This window comes from Microbacterium sp. OVT16B (genome assembly GCF_019969705.1).
Lineage (GTDB): Bacteria > Actinomycetota > Actinomycetes > Actinomycetales > Microbacteriaceae > Microbacterium > Microbacterium natoriense.
In genome coordinates this window covers 1,779,980-1,797,433 of sequence record NZ_JAHXZA010000001.1, presented here as the reverse complement: position 1 = coordinate 1,797,433, position 17,454 = coordinate 1,779,980, and the positions used below count along the sequence as shown (strand labels likewise).

General features: G+C 69.4%; 14 protein-coding genes and 1 tRNA gene. 8 read left to right on the top strand and 7 right to left on the bottom strand.

Going from position 1 to position 17,454, the window contains the following annotated elements:
• The first annotated feature begins 240 nt into the window (after nucleotides 1-240).
• Genes tkt through pgl form a run of 6 tightly spaced genes read left to right on the top strand, consistent with a single transcriptional unit; the run spans nucleotide 241 to nucleotide 8,338 of the window.
• Nucleotides 241-2,337, top strand: a complete 2,097-nt coding sequence (gene tkt / locus LC438_RS08485; RefSeq protein WP_223586328.1) for a transketolase — start codon at nucleotides 241-243, stop codon at nucleotides 2,335-2,337.
• Nucleotides 2,334-3,446, top strand: coding sequence for a transaldolase (tal, locus tag LC438_RS08480; RefSeq protein ID WP_223586327.1), 1,113 nt, complete (start codon nucleotides 2,334-2,336; stop codon nucleotides 3,444-3,446). The genes tkt and tal overlap by 4 nt, the downstream gene beginning before the upstream one ends.
• A complete protein-coding gene (locus LC438_RS08475) occupies nucleotides 3,443-5,050 on the top strand; it encodes a glucose-6-phosphate isomerase (protein ID WP_223586326.1) in 1,608 nt (535 codons plus the stop codon). Before tal ends, LC438_RS08475 begins: the two co-directional genes overlap by 4 nt.
• 23 nt (nucleotides 5,051-5,073) lie before the next feature.
• The gene (zwf, locus tag LC438_RS08470; RefSeq protein WP_105672979.1) at nucleotides 5,074-6,621 is read left to right on the top strand and encodes a glucose-6-phosphate dehydrogenase; all 1,548 of its coding nucleotides are present in this window, start codon (nucleotides 5,074-5,076) and stop codon (nucleotides 6,619-6,621) included.
• Nucleotides 6,618-7,553 (top strand): glucose-6-phosphate dehydrogenase assembly protein OpcA, encoded by a 936-nt coding sequence (locus LC438_RS08465; RefSeq protein ID WP_105672978.1) that lies wholly within the window; start codon nucleotides 6,618-6,620, stop codon nucleotides 7,551-7,553. Before zwf ends, LC438_RS08465 begins: the two co-directional genes overlap by 4 nt.
• Entirely contained in the window at nucleotides 7,550-8,338 is a 789-nt protein-coding gene (pgl, locus tag LC438_RS08460; protein WP_223586325.1) for a 6-phosphogluconolactonase, read from the top strand. Before LC438_RS08465 ends, pgl begins: the two co-directional genes overlap by 4 nt.
• Nucleotides 8,339-8,401: 63 nt before the next feature.
• Here pgl and LC438_RS08455 read toward each other — a convergent pair whose 3' ends face one another.
• A complete protein-coding gene (locus LC438_RS08455) occupies nucleotides 8,402-9,385 on the bottom strand; it encodes a DMT family transporter (RefSeq protein ID WP_105672976.1) in 984 nt (327 codons plus the stop codon).
• A 61-nt stretch (nucleotides 9,386-9,446) separates the two neighbouring features.
• Here LC438_RS08455 and def point away from each other — a divergent pair, with 61 nt between their 5' ends.
• The gene (gene def / locus LC438_RS08450; RefSeq protein ID WP_181155826.1) at nucleotides 9,447-10,013 is read left to right on the top strand and encodes a peptide deformylase; all 567 of its coding nucleotides are present in this window, start codon (nucleotides 9,447-9,449) and stop codon (nucleotides 10,011-10,013) included.
• A 117-nt stretch (nucleotides 10,014-10,130) separates the two neighbouring features.
• A complete protein-coding gene (locus LC438_RS08445) occupies nucleotides 10,131-10,661 on the top strand; it encodes a septum formation family protein (RefSeq protein WP_223586324.1) in 531 nt (176 codons plus the stop codon).
• A 56-nt stretch (nucleotides 10,662-10,717) separates the two neighbouring features.
• Here the strand turns inward: LC438_RS08445 and LC438_RS08440 are convergent, their stop codons facing one another.
• The 6 genes from LC438_RS08440 to dusB form a co-directional block, all read right to left on the bottom strand.
• A complete protein-coding gene (locus LC438_RS08440; RefSeq protein ID WP_223586323.1) occupies nucleotides 10,718-11,974 on the bottom strand; it encodes a threonine/serine exporter family protein in 1,257 nt (418 codons plus the stop codon).
• A gap of 68 nt (nucleotides 11,975-12,042) precedes the next feature.
• Nucleotides 12,043-12,118, bottom strand: a tRNA-Asn gene (locus LC438_RS08435).
• Nucleotides 12,119-12,215: 97 nt separating this feature from the next.
• Nucleotides 12,216-12,989, bottom strand: a complete 774-nt coding sequence (locus LC438_RS08430) for an ATP-binding cassette domain-containing protein (protein WP_105672973.1) — start codon at nucleotides 12,987-12,989, stop codon at nucleotides 12,216-12,218.
• 36 nt (nucleotides 12,990-13,025) lie between these two features.
• Nucleotides 13,026-14,885 carry a DNA primase gene (gene dnaG, locus LC438_RS08425; protein WP_223586322.1) on the bottom strand — a complete coding sequence of 620 codons (1,860 nt, stop codon included), beginning with the start codon at nucleotides 14,883-14,885 and terminating at the stop codon, nucleotides 13,026-13,028.
• Nucleotides 14,885-16,264 carry a deoxyguanosinetriphosphate triphosphohydrolase gene (locus LC438_RS08420; protein WP_105672971.1) on the bottom strand — a complete coding sequence of 460 codons (1,380 nt, stop codon included), beginning with the start codon at nucleotides 16,262-16,264 and terminating at the stop codon, nucleotides 14,885-14,887. Before LC438_RS08420 ends, dnaG begins: the two co-directional genes overlap by 1 nt.
• Nucleotides 16,254-17,408, bottom strand: coding sequence for a tRNA dihydrouridine synthase DusB (gene dusB / locus LC438_RS08415; protein WP_105672970.1), 1,155 nt, complete (start codon nucleotides 17,406-17,408; stop codon nucleotides 16,254-16,256). Before dusB ends, LC438_RS08420 begins: the two co-directional genes overlap by 11 nt.
• Between the last annotated feature and the right edge of the window lie 46 nt (nucleotides 17,409-17,454).

Genomic DNA, 17,454 nt, shown 5'->3' with positions numbered 1-17,454 from the left:
GGGCACGCGTGGGCAGCCCTTTCAGTCTAGGGCACGGGGCGAGAGCCACCGTCCGCCCGTCCGCGCACCACGAGGGGAATTCCTCTCCCCTGAATGCGTTGTAGTCCGATGTAACGCGGTAACACGCACCGCTATGCTGAAAACACTCGCGCGCCCGGCGCTCAAGCATCCCCTTCCGTATCGTTGCGGACCGCGACAGTGCATACCGGGCGCTCTCGAACTGTTGAGAAGGGCTTCACCGTGTCGGAATTGCAGTGGGAAGAGATCGATCGGCGCGCGGTGGACACCGCTCGGCTGCTGGCGGCGGATGCCGTGGAGAAGGTCGGCAACGGCCACCCCGGCACCGCGATGAGCCTGGCGCCGGCCGCCTACCTGCTGTACCAGCGGGTGCTGCGTCATGACCCCGCCGACACCGACTGGCTCGGCCGCGACCGCTTCATCCTCTCCGCGGGTCACTCCTCCCTCACGCAGTACGTCGAGCTCTACCTCGGCGGCTTCGGACTGGAGCTCGACGACCTCAAGGCTCTGCGCACGTGGGGCTCGCTGACCCCCGGCCACCCCGAGTACGGCCACACCAAGGGCGTGGAGATCACCACCGGCCCGCTCGGCCAGGGTCTCGCCTCCGCGGTCGGGTTCGCCTACGCCTCGCGCTACGAGCGCGGCCTCTTCGACCCCGAGGCCGCTGCGGGCACCAGCCCCTTCGACCACTTCATCTACGTGATCGCCGGCGACGGCGACCTGCAGGAGGGCGTCACCAGCGAGGCCTCGTCGCTCGCGGGCCACCAGCAGCTCGGCAACCTCATCGCGATCTACGACTCCAACCAGATCTCCATCGAGGACGACACGAACGTCGCCTTCACCGAGGACGTCGCGAAGCGCTACGAGTCCTACGGCTGGCAGGTCCAGGTCGTCGACTGGAAGAAGACCGGCCAGTACGTCGAGGACGTCGCCGAGCTCTACGCCGCGATCGAGGCGGCCAAGGGCGAGACCGACAAGCCGTCGCTCATCATCCTCAAGACGATCATCGGCTGGCCGTCGCCCGGAAAGCAGAACTCCGGCAAGATCCACGGCTCCGCCCTCGGCGCGGACGAGCTCGCCGCGACCAAGAAGGTCCTCGGCTTCGACCCCGAGGAGCACTTCGCGGTCGCCGACGACGTCATCGCCCACACCCGCGGCCTCGCGGCACGCTCCGCAGAGGTCCGCGCGGCCTGGCAGGAGTCGTTCGACGCCTGGGCGGCGGCGAACCCCGAGCGCAAGACCCTGCTCGACCGCCTGGAGGCCAAGGAGCTTCCGGCCGGCATCGACGCGGCCCTCCCCGTGTTCGAGGCGGGCAAGGACGTGTCGACCCGTGCCGCATCCGGCCAGGTCATCAACGCCCTGGCCGCCGAGCTCCCCGAGCTCTGGGGCGGTTCGGCCGACCTCGCCGAGTCGAACCTCACCACGATCAAGGACGCCAAGTCCTTCATCCCCGCCGAGTGGTCCACCCACGAGTGGTCGGGCAGCCCTTACGGCCGCGTCCTGCACTTCGGCATCCGCGAGCACGCGATGGGTGCGATCGTCAACGGCATCAAGCTGCACGGTCCGACCCGTCCGTTCGGCGGCACGTTCCTGATCTTCAGCGACTACATGCGCCCGCCGGTGCGTCTGGCCGCGCTCATGGACGTGCCCAGCATCTTCGTGTGGACGCACGACTCCGTCGCCCTCGGAGAGGACGGCCCGACGCACCAGCCGATCGAGCAGATCGCCACGCTGCGCGCCATCCCGAACTTCACGCTCGTGCGTCCGGCCGACGCCAACGAGACCGCGGCGTCCTGGCTGGAGATCCTCCGCCGCCAGGGAGGCCCGACCGGCATCGCCCTGACCCGTCAGAACATCCCCGTGTTCGCGCGCGGCGAGGGCGCGGCATCCGGCGACACCTTCGCCTCCGCATCGAACGTCTCGAAGGGCGCGTACGTGCTGGCCGAGGCGCCGAACGGCACCCCCGACGTGATCATCGTCGCGACTGGTTCCGAGGTCCAGCTGGCCGTCGACGCGCGTGCGGCGCTCGCTGCCGAGGGCGTGAACGTCCGTGTCGTCTCCGCGCCCTCTCTCGAGTGGTTCGCCGAGCAGGACGAGGCGTACCGTGAGAGCGTGCTCCCGAAGAGCATCACCGCCCGGGTCTCGGTCGAGGCCGGTTCCGTGCTCAGCTGGCGCGGGATCGTCGGCGACCGCGGCCGCTCGGTCGGCATCGACCACTTCGGCGCCTCCGCCGACTACAAGACCCTGTTCGAGAAGTTCGGGATCACCACCGAAGCCGTCATCCAGGCGGCACGCGAGACCATCAAGGAGAACGCATGAGCACCCCCACCTCAGACCTCGCAGCCGCCGGTGTCAGCATCTGGCTCGACGACCTGTCCCGCACCCGCATCTCCTCCGGCAACCTCGCCGAGCTGATCGCCTCGCGCAACGTCACGGGCGTCACCACCAACCCGACGATCTTCGCGAACGCCATCACGAACCCCGACGACACGTCGTACGACGCGCAGGTCGCCGAGCTCGCGGCATCCGGCGCGACCGCGGAGGAGGCCGTGTTCGCGGCCACCACGCAGGACGTGGCCGCCGCGCTCGACGTGTTCCGCCCCGTGTGGGAGGCCACCGGCCACGTCGACGGACGCGTGTCGATCGAGGTCTCCCCCGACCTCGCGCACGACACGGACGGCACGGTCACCCAGGCCAAGCAGCTGTGGGCCACGGTCGACCGTCCGAACCTGCTCGTGAAGATCCCCGCGACCAAGGCTGGCCTTCCCGCGATCGCGCAGGCGATCGGCGCGGGCATCAGCGTCAACGTCACGCTGATCTTCAGCCTCGAGCGCTACGCCGAGGTCATCGAGGCGTACCTGACCGGTCTCGAGACCGCGAAGGCGGCGGGCATCGACCTCTCGACCATCGAGTCGGTCGCGTCCTTCTTCGTGTCGCGGGTCGACACCGAGACCGACAAGCGCCTCGCCGCCATCGGCTCGGACGCCGCGGACGCTCTCAAGAACAAGGCCGGCCTCGCCAACGCGCGCCTCGCCTACGAGCTCTACGAGAAGACCTTCGCCGGTGAGCGCGCGCAGGCGCTGATCGCCGCGGGCGCGAACCCGCAGCGCCCGCTGTGGGCGTCGACCGGCGTCAAGGACCCGAACCTGCCCGACACCCTCTACGTCACGGAGCTCGTCGCCGCGGGCGTCGTCAACACGATGCCCGAGAAGACGCTCGAGGCGACCTTCGACCACGGCGTCGTCACCGGCGACACGATCACGGGCGGCTACGAGGAGGCCCGTGCGGTCTTCGCGGGGCTCGCCGACCTCGGCATCGACTTCGCCGACGTCACCCAGGTGCTCGAGGACGAGGGCGTCGCGAAGTTCATCGACTCCTGGCATGACCTGCTCAGCCAGGTGAGCGAAGGGCTCGAGGCGCAGCGATGACCTTCGCGCTGCACGCCTCGGGCGCGGCGAAGGCCGCGATCGAGGAGAGCGTCCCCGGACTGGTGCACGACCTCGTCGCGTCGCGCATCACCGGGGGCGACGCGACCCTCTGGGGCCCGGATGCCGAGTCCGAGGCAGCCGTGCGGCTCGGATGGGTCGAGGCCGTGTCGATCTCGCGTCCCCTCGTGGGTGAGATCGTGGCGCTGCGCGACGAGCTCGCCGCGAAGGGCGTCACGCGCGTCGTCCTCGCGGGCATGGGCGGATCCTCCCTCGCCCCCGAGGTCATCTCGCAGACGGCGGGCGTTCCGCTCACGATCCTCGACTCGACCTCGCCGGCGCAGGTGCTCGCCGCCCTCGACGACGGGCTCGAGAGCACCGTCCTCGTCGTGTCGTCGAAGTCCGGCTCCACCGTGGAGACCGACTCTCAGCGCCGCACGTTCGAGACGGCGTTCCGCGACCTCGGCATCGATCCGGTCGAGCGCATCGTCGTGGTCACCGACCCCGGTTCGCCTCTCGACGCCTCGGCCCGCGACGCCGGCTATCGCGTCTTCAACGCCGATCCGAACGTGGGTGGACGCTACTCGGCGCTCACCGCGTTCGGTCTCGTCCCCTCGGGGCTCGCCGGCGTCGACATCGACGAGCTGCTCGACGAGGCCGAGGCCTCGCTGCTGGAGGTCGCGGTCGACTCCGCCGAGAACCCGGCTCTCCGCCTCGCAGCGGCGATCGCGGCCACCAGCCCGCGCCGGGACAAGCTCGGGCTCATCACCGACGGCACGCACATCAACGGCCTGCCCGACTGGATCGAGCAGCTCATCGCGGAGTCCACGGGCAAGGACGGCACCGGCATCCTCCCCGTCGTCCTGCTGCCCGTGTCCCCGGAGCTCGACGCGAACCCCGCCGACCTGCAGATCGTGCGCCTGGTCGATGACGCGAACGAGTTCCACCTCCGCGAGAAGCACCAGGGCGAGATCCTCGTCTCCGGCACGCTCGGCGCGCAGTTCATCGTCTGGGAGTATGCGACGGCCATCGCCGGATACCTGCTCGGCATCAACCCGTTCGACCAGCCCGACGTCGAGTCCGCCAAGATCGCTGCCCGCGGTCTGCTGGACGCCCGCCCGGAGGCCACGGCTCCGGCGTTCATCGAGAACAGCGTCGAGGTCCGCGTGTCCGACCCCGAGCTCGCCGCCTCCGGCACGATCGAGGGCGTCCTCGACTCCCTGTGGGCCCGATTGGGCGACGACGGCTACGTCTCGATCCAGGCCTATGTGAACCGACTCGACGTCCCGCAGCTGCAGGGCCTCCGCGAGCTCGTCGCCGCCGACTCCGGTCGACCGACGACCTTCGGCTGGGGACCCCGCTTCCTGCACTCCACCGGTCAGTACCACAAGGGCGGTCCGGCACAGGGCGTGTTCCTCCAGCTCCTGGAGCGCACCGACGTCGACCTCGAGATCCCCGGTCGGCCGTTCACGTTCGGTCAGCTCATCGAGGCGCAGGCCGCGGGTGACGCCGCGGTGCTCGCGGAGCACGGCCGTCCGGTCGTCACGCTGACGATCACCGACTCGTCGGCAGACGTGCTCACCCTTTTCGAAGCAGCACAGAAGTAAGCAGCCAGGAGAATCCCCCACCGATGTCTGTTCCCATCTCGCGCGGGCACAACCCGCTGCGCGACCCCGATGATCGCCGTCTCAACAGGATCGCCGGGCCCAGCGCCCTGGTGATCTTCGGAGTGACCGGCGATCTGTCGCGCAAGAAGCTCATGCCCGCGGTCTACGACCTCGCCAACCGGGGCCTGCTCCCGCCGGGCTTCGCGCTCGTCGGATTCGCCCGAAGGGACTGGGAGGATCAGGACTTCGCGCAGGTCGTGTACGACGCGGTCAAGCAGCACGCGCGAACCCCCTTCCGCGAGGAGACCTGGACGCAGCTGCTGCAGGGCATCCGCTTCGTGTCCGGCGAGTTCGACAACCCCGAGTCGTTCCGCAAGCTCCGTGAGACGGTGGATCAGCTCGACGTGGAGCGGGGCACGATGGGCAACCACGCGTTCTACCTGTCGATCCCGCCGAAGTCGTTCGCGGTCGTCGCGCAGCAGCTCAAGGACTCGGGCCTCGTCGGAGACGACGAGGGAGAGGACCGCTGGCGCCGGGTCGTGATCGAGAAGCCCTTCGGGCACGACCTCGAGTCCGCTCGCGAGCTGAACAAGGCCCTCGAGGTGGCGTTCTCCGCGGACTCGATCTTCCGCATCGACCACTACCTCGGCAAGGAGACGGTCCAGAACATCCTGGCGCTGCGCTTCGCCAACGAGCTGTACGAGCCGATCTGGAACCGCAACTACGTCGACCACGTGCAGATCACGATGGCCGAGGACATCGGCGTCGGCGGCCGCGCCGGCTACTACGACGGCGTCGGCGCGGCCCGTGACGTCATCCAGAACCACCTGCTGCAGCTTCTCGCCCTCACCGCGATGGAAGAGCCGATCAGCCTGTCCGCGGAGCACCTGCGTGCCGAGAAGGAGAAGGTCCTCGCGGCGGTGCACGTCCCGGACGACCTCGCCCTGGCGACCGCACGCGGGCAGTACGCCGGCGGGTGGCAGGGCGGCGAGAAGGTCACCGGGTTCCTCGACGAGGAGGGGATGAACCCCGAGTCGGCGACGGAGACCTACGCGGCCATCAAGCTGGAGATCGACACCCGCCGCTGGTCGGGGGTGCCGTTCTACCTGCGCACCGGCAAGCGGCTCGGCCGACGGGTGACCGAGGTCGCGGTCGTCTTCAAGCGCGCACCGGAGCACCTGTTCGGGCGCAGCAACACATCGGAGCTCGGTCAGAACGCGCTCGTGATCCGCGTGCAGCCCGATGAGGGCGTGACCATCCGGTTCGGCTCGAAGGTGCCGGGCAACGGCACGAATGTCCGCGACGTGACGATGGACTTCGGCTACGGGCACGCCTTCACCGAGGCGAGTCCAGAGGCCTACGAGCGCCTGATCCTCGACGTCCTGCTGGGCGATCCGCCGCTGTTCCCGCGGCACGAGGAGGTCGAGCTCTCGTGGAAGATCCTCGACCCGGTCGAGGAGTACTGGGCTGCCGAGGGCGGCCCCGTCGAGCAGTATGCACCCGGATCGTGGGGCCCGGCATCCGCTGATGCCCTGTTGGCCCGCGACGGACGAGTCTGGAGACGCCCGTGATCATCGACCTTCCCGACACGACCGTCAGCCAGGTCGCGAAGAACCTCGTCAAGGCCCGTGAGGAGGGCGGCGTCGTCGCTCTCGGCCGCGTGCTCACCCTGGTCATCTCGGCGCGGAACGGCGTCGCGGAGGCCGCCATCGACGCGGCCAACGACGCATCACGCGAGCACCCGATGCGCGTCATCGTGCTCACCACCGGGGGCGGCGAGTCGCGACTCGACGCCCAGATCCGCGTCGGCGGAGACGCCGGAGCCAGCGAGGTCGTCGTGCTGCGCGCCTACGGCGATGCGGCGAGCAACGAGGAGAGCCTCATCACCGGCCTCCTCCTCCCCGACGCCCCGGTGGTGGCCTGGTGGCCGGAGGAGGCGCCCGTCTCCCCCGCGACCTCGCCGCTCGGCAGGATCGCCCAGCGACGCATCACGGATGCCGCGACCTCCCCCGACGTGCGCGACCGCCTCGCCCTGCTCGGCGAGACGCACGCCCCCGGAGACACGGATCTGGCCTGGACCCGGCTCACGCACTGGCGCGAGCAGCTCGCCGCCGTGCTCGATCAGCCTCCGTACCTCGAGGTGACGGATGTCGAGGTGCGCGGCGCCGTCGCTTCCCCCTCGACCGCACTGCTCGCGGCCTGGCTGCAGATGGCGCTCGAGGTGCCGGTGCGCTGGTCGTACGAGGACCCTGAGCACTGGCAGGAGGGCATCAAGTCGGTGCGGCTCACCCGTGCAGACGGGGACATCCTGCTGGAGCGTCCGACTCCGGGCGTCGCCGTGCTCACGCAGCCCGAGCAACCCGACCACGACCTCCACCTGCCGCGCCGCACGCTCAGGGAGTGCCTCGCCGAGGAGCTGCGTCGCCTCGACCCCGATGTCCTGTACGGTCGAGTCATCACCGAGGGCTGGGAGAAGCTGGGTCCGCCCGAGACAGGAGAATGATGTCGATGCAGACAGCGTCCGCAGAGAAGCGGGTCGTCGTCGAACCCACCCCCGCCGCCGTCGCGGCGCGGGTGGCCGACCGGTTCATCGCTCGGTTGCGAGCACGCACGCGCAACGGCCGGATCGCCCACATCGCCCTCACGGGCGGTTCGATGGGCGGTGCGGTGCTGCGCGCGACGGCGGAGAATCCACGGTCGGCCGACATCGACTGGTCGCTCGTCCACTTCTGGTGGGGCGACGAACGCTTCGTGCCCCGTGCTCACGCCGACCGCAACGCCGTGCAGTCCCGAGCGGCTCTCCTGGACAGCATCCCGGTCCCCGTCGAGAACGTCCACGAGATCGCGGCATCCGACAGCGGCCTCACCCTCGACGAGGCGGCCGCCGCGTACGCGGCGGAGCTCGCGCGGTTCGGAACCGATGAGAATCCGTGGCCGTCGTTCGCGGTGTGCTTCCTTGGCGTCGGACCCGACGGCCACATCGCCTCGCTCTTCCCGGACCGCCCGGAGGTCACGGTGACGGATGCCGCGGCCCTGCCCGTGCGCGACTCCCCCAAGCCTCCGCCGGAGCGCGTCACTCTCACCCGACCGGTGTTGAACTCCTCCAAGCGCGTCTGGCTCGTGCTCACGGGCGCCGACAAGGCCTCCGCGCTCGGTCTGGCCCTCGCGGGCGCCAGCTACACCAGCGTGCCCGCAGCGGGCGCCAAGGGGCGCAAGCGGACGATCTTCTTCGTCGACGAGGCGGCTGCCTCCGAGGTCTCCCCCGACCTCATCGACCCCGCGTACTGATCGGACGCGAACCCGGACCTCGACGGCCGTGACGGTCGTGGCGTCCGAGTGCGCGGAGAGCGCCTACTTCTGCTCGTCCGCTCCCGTGGCGCCGTCGCTCCCCCGCGGGATGCCGAGCTCCTGACTCTCGCTGAGAACCTGCGGGTGGTACCGGGCGAGACCGACCACGCCCCACACCGCGATGGCGCCGGCGACCCCGAAGATCACGAGCACCCAGCCGGGCGCCGCCGCCGCTTCGCCGAGCACGAGCATTCCGATGAGCACCGCGATCAGCGGGTCGACCACCGTGAGACCGGCGATGACGAGGTCGGGCGGACCGGAGCTGTACGCGGTCTGCACGAAGTACGCGCCGACGGCGGATGCCGCGATCAGGGCGATCACGCACACGAGGGTGATCCACTCGAAGTTGCCGGCCTCGATGCGATTGATGACCGCTTTGGCGAGGGTGGCCACGAAGCCGTAGAGGATGCCGGCGCCGATGACGTAGAAGAGAGCCCGCATGCGGTGACGCAGCACGAGCCAGCAGGCGCCGAGCACGATGATCACGACGAGCAGGATCGCCAGGATCGTGAAGAGCTCGATGTCGCTGATGGGTTTCTCCGCCGCGAAGATCGCGGCGAAGGAGACGAAGAGGAAGATGCCGCCGACGCAGCAGACGATCGCGGTGATGGACTGCCTCGTCGGCGTGTGTCCGGAGACCCTGGCGTTGAGCAGGGTCGTGATCACGAGGGCGATCGCGCCGAGCGGCTGCACCACGATCAGCGGCGCCTGGGAGAGCGCGGCGAGCTGGCACACGATGGCCAGTCCGAGCATGAGCGTGCCGATGATCCAGGACGGACGCGTCAGCAGTCTTCTGATCTGGTCGAGACTCAGCCCGGTCGCGCCGTCCGCGCCGCTGAGCTGCTCGACCTTCTCCACCCCACGGTGCTGATACTGCGCGCCGAGGGACATGAAGACGGCGCCCGCGAGGGCGAGCGGGATGCCCAGGAGGAGTCGCGGATTCTGGAAGACGCCGACGAGCTGGTCGCCGACATCCGCCCCACTCATCCATACGGAGATGCTCACCCTACGACCCTACCCGGCGATGTGCGCCCAGTATGGTTATGGCGTGGCTGTACTTCCGATTCGCATCATGGGCGATCCCGTCCTGCACTCTCCCGCTTCCGCCGTCGAGGCGATCACCGACGAGATCCGCACCCTCGTCGCCGACATGTTCGAGACGATGGACACCGCGCCCGGCGTGGGACTCGCCGCCCCTCAGGTCGGCGTACCGCTGCGCATCTACACCTACGCCTACGTCGACGACGACGATCAGCCGTGGCGTGGTGTCATCATCAACCCCGAGTTGTGGATGACCCCGCTCGAACCCGGCGACCCCGACCCCGATCTGGAGTCGGAGGGCTGCCTCTCCTTCCCCGGCGAGCGGTTCCCGCTGCGCCGCTCCGAGCGGGTGCAGGTGACCGGGACCGACCTCGACGGCTCACCGGTCGCGATCGCCGTCGACGGCTGGCGCGCGCGCATCATGCAGCACGAGTTCGACCACCTCGACGGCATCCTCTACGTGGATCGCCTGTCGGACGGAGACTGGAAGACCGCGCAGAAGATCGCCCGCAAACGCGGATGGGGTCGACCCGGCGCCAGCTGGATGCCGGGCGTCGACGACCTCGAGGGCTGAGACTCTCAGCCTGGTCAAAGGGGTTTTCGAGTTGCATCACAGACTCCGGGACGGATAGCGTTTCCTGAGGCGGGACTCTTCTGTGCCCGCTCACCACAGTCCTGGAGGGGAAACAACATGAAACTGCGCACGCGACACGCGCTGGCTCTCGTCGGATCGGCGGCGGCGCTCTCGTTCGCACTGACCGGCTGCAGCGCACTGAACGGCATCCTGGGGAGCGGTTCGGGAGACGCAGACCGCGACGACAAGACCGGTCAGGTCACCGAGAGCGCCAACATCGGCATCTTCTCGCTGAAGGTCGGCGACTGCAAGATGGAGAGCCCCTCGGGCCTCCTCGAGAGCGCCGATGTCGTGCCCTGCACCGAGCCGCACGACGAAGAGGTCTTCTTCGAGTACAAGATGCCCGACGGCGAGTACGACGCCACGGCGATCGACACCGCCTCGCAGGAGCAGTGCACCGGTGAGGGCTTCACGTCCTTCGTCGGCATCCCGTGGGACCAGTCCGCGCTCGGCGTCTACCCGATCACCCCGACCCAGGACACCTGGGACTCCTACAACGACCGCGTGATCCAGTGCGTGATCTTCGATCAGGACGAGTCGGGCAACATCATCCAGTCGAGCACCTCACTCAAGGGCGCCGCACGCTGATCCGGCCTCACACAGCAAAAGAAGGCCCCGCCATCTCGGCGGGGCCTTCTTTTGCATTACAGGCCCGGGCGCGGCCGCAGGAACAGCCGCCACCAGTGCGTGTCGACGATGATCGAGCCGAGCTTCGTCCCGATGCAGAGGCTCGCGAAGATCGCCAGCGCCGCGGCGACGGGGTCGATGTCGAACGAGGTGATCGCCACGAGTCCGACGGTTCCCGGCACGAGCAGGAGGAACGCGGGCTGGAAGGTGATCGTCGCGGGGATCGCGAACGAGGAGCGCTCGACCAGCCTGGCGATCACGAAGAGCACCGCTGCCGTGGCTCCGGTGGCCACCGTGCTCCCCCAGAACGGCGCCAACCCGATCAGAAGCGCATACGCGACTCCCATCGCGGCGATGCTGACCGCGGTGAGCCGGTACCCGGCCCCGAACGCGAGACTGATGCCGATCGCGACGGCAGCGACGCCGATCCAGCTGAAGACGGTCGAGGGCAGGGACGCCCAGGCCGGGTCGGCGCTGATGATCCCCGCGACATCGGCGAGCAGGAAGGCCGAGTCCTGATCGATCTCGAGACCGATCCAGGCGCTGCCCGCCGCGACTCCCGCCGCCATGAATCCGAGCTGCACGACGCCGTAGACGAGACGCGACGCGCCCGTGACGACGTCGGCCGAGGTGAGTTCGAGCAGGGCGTTCGTGATCATGGCCCCCGGTACGAGGATCGCGATCGGCGCGCAGACGGCGAAGAGGGGCACGGTCGTATAGCCCAGCATCGAAGCCGATTCGCTGACGAGCACGGTCGACAGCAACGCGATCACGAACGGCACGATCGCCGCAGCGGGACGGATGCGGCGCAGCAGGACGGCGACAGCGCCCATGAGCGCCGCGACGAGCGTCGACACGACGACCGCCCACCAGGGGCAGCGGAACAGCACCGCGAGTCCGCCGGCGAGGAGCGCGTTGCCGACGACCCAACGCAGCAGCGGCTTGCGCATCCAGGCCGCGCGGATGCGGTCCTGCTCGGCCCCGAGCGCCCGCTCCAGCGAGATATCACCGTCACGGAGACGGTGCATCATCCGGCTCACCATCGCGGACTGCCTCGTCGACAGGGACGATGCCAAGGACATGCGGAGGATCGATCCCTCTGACCCCTCTGCGGGCGACACGAAGACCGCTTCGGGGAGCACAGCGAAGGCGAGCTCCTGCTCCGGGGCCCTGCGGGCGCGGATCTCCTCCAGCGCGTCGCGGGTGTCGGTGGCGGAGAATCCCGCCTCGAGCAGCAGCGCGCCGAGCTGCGCGAACTGCGTGGATCGAGTCATCCGCTCCGGCTTTCATCGGCTGTGGTGAAAAGGAGAACCCCTGGCCTTCATGCGAAGGCCAGGGGTCTTGGCTCCCCGGCTTGGACTCGAACCAAGAACCTGCCGGTTAACAGCCGGCTGCTCTGCCAATTGAGCTACCGAGGAATGTGCTCCGCTGAGCGGGCAACTCGACAAGCTTAGCAAAGACTTCGGCGTGCTCGTGACACGGACGATGACTCGGGCGTGTCGCATCCAACGGTGTTCAGGACTGCGAATCCGCCTCGGCGTTGGGCGCCCAGAGCAGGTCCTTTCCGACTCCCCTGGCGACGACGTGGCCGCTGCGCAGCATCAGGGTCTCGGCGTTCAGTTCGCGGATGAAGTCGGCGTCGTTCGTCACCAGCAGTGCCCCCATGCCCTGTTCCTTGCGACGACGGGTGATGGCGTCGAAGACCACGGGGCGCACCTCGAGATCGAGGTTGGCGAGGATCTCGTCCGCGATCAGCACCCTCGGCTCGAGCACGAAGGAGCGTGCGATCGCGACCCGCTGCCGCATGCCGGCGCTCAGCTCGTAGGGGAACTTCGCGGCCGTGCCGAGCGGCAGGTGCATCTCGTCGAGCAGGGTGGCCACACGGATCGAGAGCGCCTTGGTGTTCACGCGCTTCTCGCGGATCAGGATCGGCTCGGCGATCACCTCCTGCACGGTGAGCCGCGGCGGCAGGTCGGCACCGGCTCCCTGCGGCACGAAACCCGTGCGGTAGGTGAGGATCCGGTGCTTGCGTCCTGGGCGACGCACATCCACTCCGCAGACGTGGGCGCTTCCGCCGACCACACGGACGGACGGATCGGTGGATCCTGCGAGGGCGAGCACGAGCGAGGACTTGCCTGAGCCGGTGGGGCCCGCGACGCAGATCAGCTCACCGGGGGCGAGCGAGAAGGTCACCCCGTCGACGGCCCTGGTCGGCGCACCGTGGCCGGCCCGGTCGATCACCAGGTCCGAGCAGTCGATCGCGGTGGTGGAGTCGGGCCTTCGGGACATGCTTCCATCCTGCCCTGCGTCGAGCGGCGCCCCCTGTTACGACTCGGTGAACCGCTGACGCTCCACGTCGATGTCGCGAAGCCTCATGCGCAGGGCACGCCCTCCGTCGGAGTCGGCGGGGACGCGCTGCACGGCCCCCAGGAGCTCCTGCTTCTCGTGCTCGAGACTGCGGAGGATGAGCCGACGCGCGAGATCGGTCGCCGACGCCACGGCCCCCGCCTCGTCGCGAGCGGGGAACGGCGTCATGAGCAGCTCCCCCGCGAGAGAACGGTAGGGCTCGCGCACCGCGTTGACCGCGTCGGTCACCCAGCCCGCGCGAGTGCGGTCGGGCGCGGATGCCACGGCCTCCCGCACCGCATCGAGTCCCGGGGTGCGGAACGGCGCGATGAGAGCGCGGGAAAGCAGCGCCTGATCGATCTGATGTCCGTACTGGAGCACGCCCATCATCGCGTCGCGCTCCACGGCGACGTCTGCGGTGCGAGGAAGGCTCGCGAGCGTCACCGGAACGATCGCCGGGGCCCCCGTTGCGGGATCGATGGGCGCCGGCTCCGGTCGCGACGGCGCGGAGTGCGAGCCGCCGCGTGCTGCCCGCTCGACCTCGTTGTGCACCTCGGTCGGATCCATGCCGAGACGTCGGGCGAGCACGCGCTCGTATCCGGGGCGCAGCAGCCGGTCCCTGATCTCCGCGACGATCGGCGCCGCAGCCCTGAGCGCGCCCACCCTCCCCTCGACCGTTCCGAGATCGAAGCCTGCGAGCTTGCGGTCGAGGGCGAACTCGAACATCGGCACCTTGGCGTCCATGAGGGTGCGGACGGCCGCATCCCCCCTCTGCAGCCGCAGATCGCAGGGGTCGAGCCCGTCGGGCGCGACCGCCACGAAGGTCTGCGCGTTGAAGCGGTCGTCTTCGGTGAAGGCCCGAAGCGCCGCCTTCTGCCCCGCCTCGTCGCCGTCGAAGGTGAAGACCACCTCGCCGGAGGCGTTGTCGTCTCCCATGACCCGTCGCAGCACCTTGATGTGATCGGTGCCGAATGCCGTGCCGCAGGTGGCGATCGCGGTCGTGAGGCCGGCGAGATGGCAGGCCATCACATCCGTGTACCCCTCGACGACCACCACCCGCCGGGGGTCGCCGCGCGCGATGTCCTTCTTGGCGAGGTCGAGGCCGTACAGCACCTGCGCCTTCTTGTAGATCGGCGTCTCCGGGGTGTTGAGGTACTTCGGCCCCTGGTCGTCGTCGAACAGCTTGCGCGCTCCGAAGCCGATCGTCTGCCCTGAGACGTCGCGGATCGGCCACACCAGCCGCCCGCGGAAGCGGTCGTATACGCCGCGCTGGCCTGTCGAGACGAGCCCAGCGGTGCTGAGCTCCTCCCGGGTGAACCCCTGCGCGGTGAGCGCCTTCAGCATGCCGTCCCAGCCGCGCGGGGCGAAGCCGACGCCGAAGTGCGCGGCAGCCCCCGCGTCGAACCCCCGCTCGCCGAGGAAACGACGCCCGGCCTCGGCATCGGGAGACAGCAGCTGCGAGCGGAAGAACTCTGCGGCGGCGGTGTTCGCCGCGTACAGCCGCGCCCGACCGCTCGTCTCGGGAGCGGCGCCCCCGTCTTCGTAGTGCAGCGTGTAGCCGATGCGGCCGGCGAGCCTCTCGACGGCCTCCGTGAAGCTGACGTGATCCATCTCGCGCAGGAACGAGTAGACGTCTCCCGACTCGCCGCATCCGAAGCAGTGGTAGTAGCCGACCTGGGGCCGGACATGGAAGCTCGGGCTCTTCTCGTCGTGGAAGGGGCACAGCCCCTTGAGCGACCCGACACCCGCCGACTTCAGCGCGACGCGCTCGCCGACGATGTCGGCGATGTTCGTGCGCGCCTTCACCTCGTCGACGTCGGCCTGGCGGATGCGGGGCATCAGCGCACCTCGGCGGATGCGGGATGCCGGTCGTCCGATGCCGCGCGACGCGCGCCCGGTCGGGCGTTCCGCGGATTCCAGATCCCCACCTCGGCGGGATCGATCTCGCCGACGAGGCGGTTGTGCCAGTCGATCGCGCTCTGATCCGTGAGACTGGCGATCTGGTCGACGATGACGCGGGCGCGCTCGGCATCCGTCGTCGCATCGAGGAAGTCCGCGGCGAACGCGGGCTCGAGCACGTCCTCCCCCGCCGACCACAGCGTATCGGTCGACCACAGAGCGTCTGCGAGGCGCTTCAGCACGCGACGCTGCTCCTTGTAGACGCCCTTGCGCGCATCGATCGTGACGATGGCCTGACCCATGATGCCCTTGAGCACGGCGATCTCGGTCTCGACCACTCGCGGCACCACGACATGAGCGTTGTAGCGCACCAGGACGGGACCGGCGTAGGCCTCCCTGGTGGCCGACACGGAGGCGCGAGCGAACCGCCCGATGAAGTCGCTGGTCAGGTTCTTGAGGCGCGCCAGATCCTGACGGGAGCGATCGAACGACGTCAGCCACATCGGCTGGCTTGCCAGCCGGTAGAGGCCGTCTGCGAGCTCGTCCCTGGTGAAGTCGTAGCCGACCCACTGCTGGATGCGGTCGATGAGCGCCTCGTGCTCGCGCGGGTCCGACAGCTGCGCGACGTCGACGTACCCGTTGACGATCGCATCCTCGAAGTCGTGCACCGAGTAGCCGATGTCGTCGGAGAGGTCCATGATCTCGGCCTCGATGCAGCGAAGGCGCCCCGGTGCGCCCTCGCGCATCCAGCGGAACACGGCCTCGTCCTCGGGGTAGACGCCGAACTTCAGCCGCCCGCCCGGATCCGGGACCGGACTGTCGACCGTCCACGGGTACTTGCAGGTCGCGTCGAGGCTCGCCCTGGTGAGGTTGAGCCCGACGGAGCGATCGTGATCGTCGAGGACCTTCGCCTCGAGGCGGGTCAGGATGCGGAGCGACTGCGCGTTGCCCTCGAACCCGCCGATGTTCTCCGCCCAGTCGTTAAGGGCCCGCTCCCCGTTGTGGCCGAAGGGCGGGTGGCCGAGGTCGTGGCTCAGGCAGGCGGTGTCGACGACGTCGGCGGACACCCCGAGCGCCGTGGCGAGCTCGCGTCCGACCTGGGCCACCTCGAGGGAGTGCGTCAGACGGTTCCGGGCGAAGTCGGCGGTGCTCGCCGGACTCAGAACCTGCGTCTTCGCCGCAAGACGGCGCAGCGCGGCGGAGTGCAGCACACGAGCCCTGTCTCGGGCGAAGTCGTCGCGCTCCGATCGGTGGGTCTCCGCGAAGAAGCGCTCCGCGTCGCGTGCGTCGTAGCCCGAGATCCGCTGGTCAGCCGCCACTGTTCTCGATCTCCGCTCCTCGCATCATCTCCGACGTCGACTCGGCGATCTCGCGCGACTCGAGCCACTTGTCAGGCAGGGCCGTGCGCTTCGGCCGACCCGCCCGGCCGCGCTGGCCCTCGGCGTCCGCTCCAGGGTAGGGGGCGTCGCGATCGAGCTGTCCGAGCAGGTCGTCGATGTTCTGCAGGCTCGACGCCATCGCGAGGCCGGTGCGGATGTCTCCGCCGACCGGGTACCCCTTGAAGTACCAGGCGACGTGCTTGCGGACATCACGGCATCCGTGGTCCTCGTCGTCGAAGAACTCCACGAGCAGCTCCGCGTGACGCCGGAAGGCGTCGGCGACGAAGCCGAGCGTCGCATCGACGGGCTGCGTCTCGGCGCCGAAGGCCGCAGCGAGCTCGCCGAAGAGCCACGGGCGTCCGAGGCAGCCGCGCCCGACCACGACGCCGTCGCAGTCGGTCTGCGCCATCATCCGCACCGCATCGTCGGCCGACCAGATGTCGCCGTTGCCGAGCACGGGGATGCTGGTCACCGCCTGCTTGAGCTCGCCGATCGCGTTCCAGTCGGCGTTGCCGGAGTAGTACTCCCCCGCGGTCCTGGCGTGCAGGGCGACGGCTGCCGCTCCCGCGTCCTCGGCGGCGCGCCCCGCCTCGATGAAGGTGAGGTGATCGTGGTCGATGCCCTTGCGCATCTTCACGGTGAGCGGGATGTCGCCCGCCGCCTTCACGGCCTGGGTGACGATGTCGGCGAACAGACGGTTCTTCCACGGCAGCGCGGCGCCGCCGCCGCGGCGGGTCACCTTGGGCACGGGGCAGCCGAAGTTCAGGTCGATGTGATCGGCGTGGTCCTCGGCGACGATGATGCGCACGGCATCGGCGATGGTCTTCGGGTCGACGCCGTAGAGCTGGATCGACCGCGGGGTCTCCGACTCGTGATGGCGGATGAGTCTCATCGTGCTCTCGTTGCGCTCGACGAGCGCGCGCGACGTGATCATCTCGCTCACGTACAGGCCAGCGCCGTACTCGCGGCAGAGCCTGCGGAAGGCGGTGTTCGTGATGCCCGCCATGGGCGCGAGCACGACGGGTACGTCGAGGTCGATCGGTCCGATGCGGAGCGGGCGGGCGGGGGCGGTGGCGACAGTCATGACCTTTCTATTCTCCCAGACCCGGCGCCCATGGCGGCGCACCGAC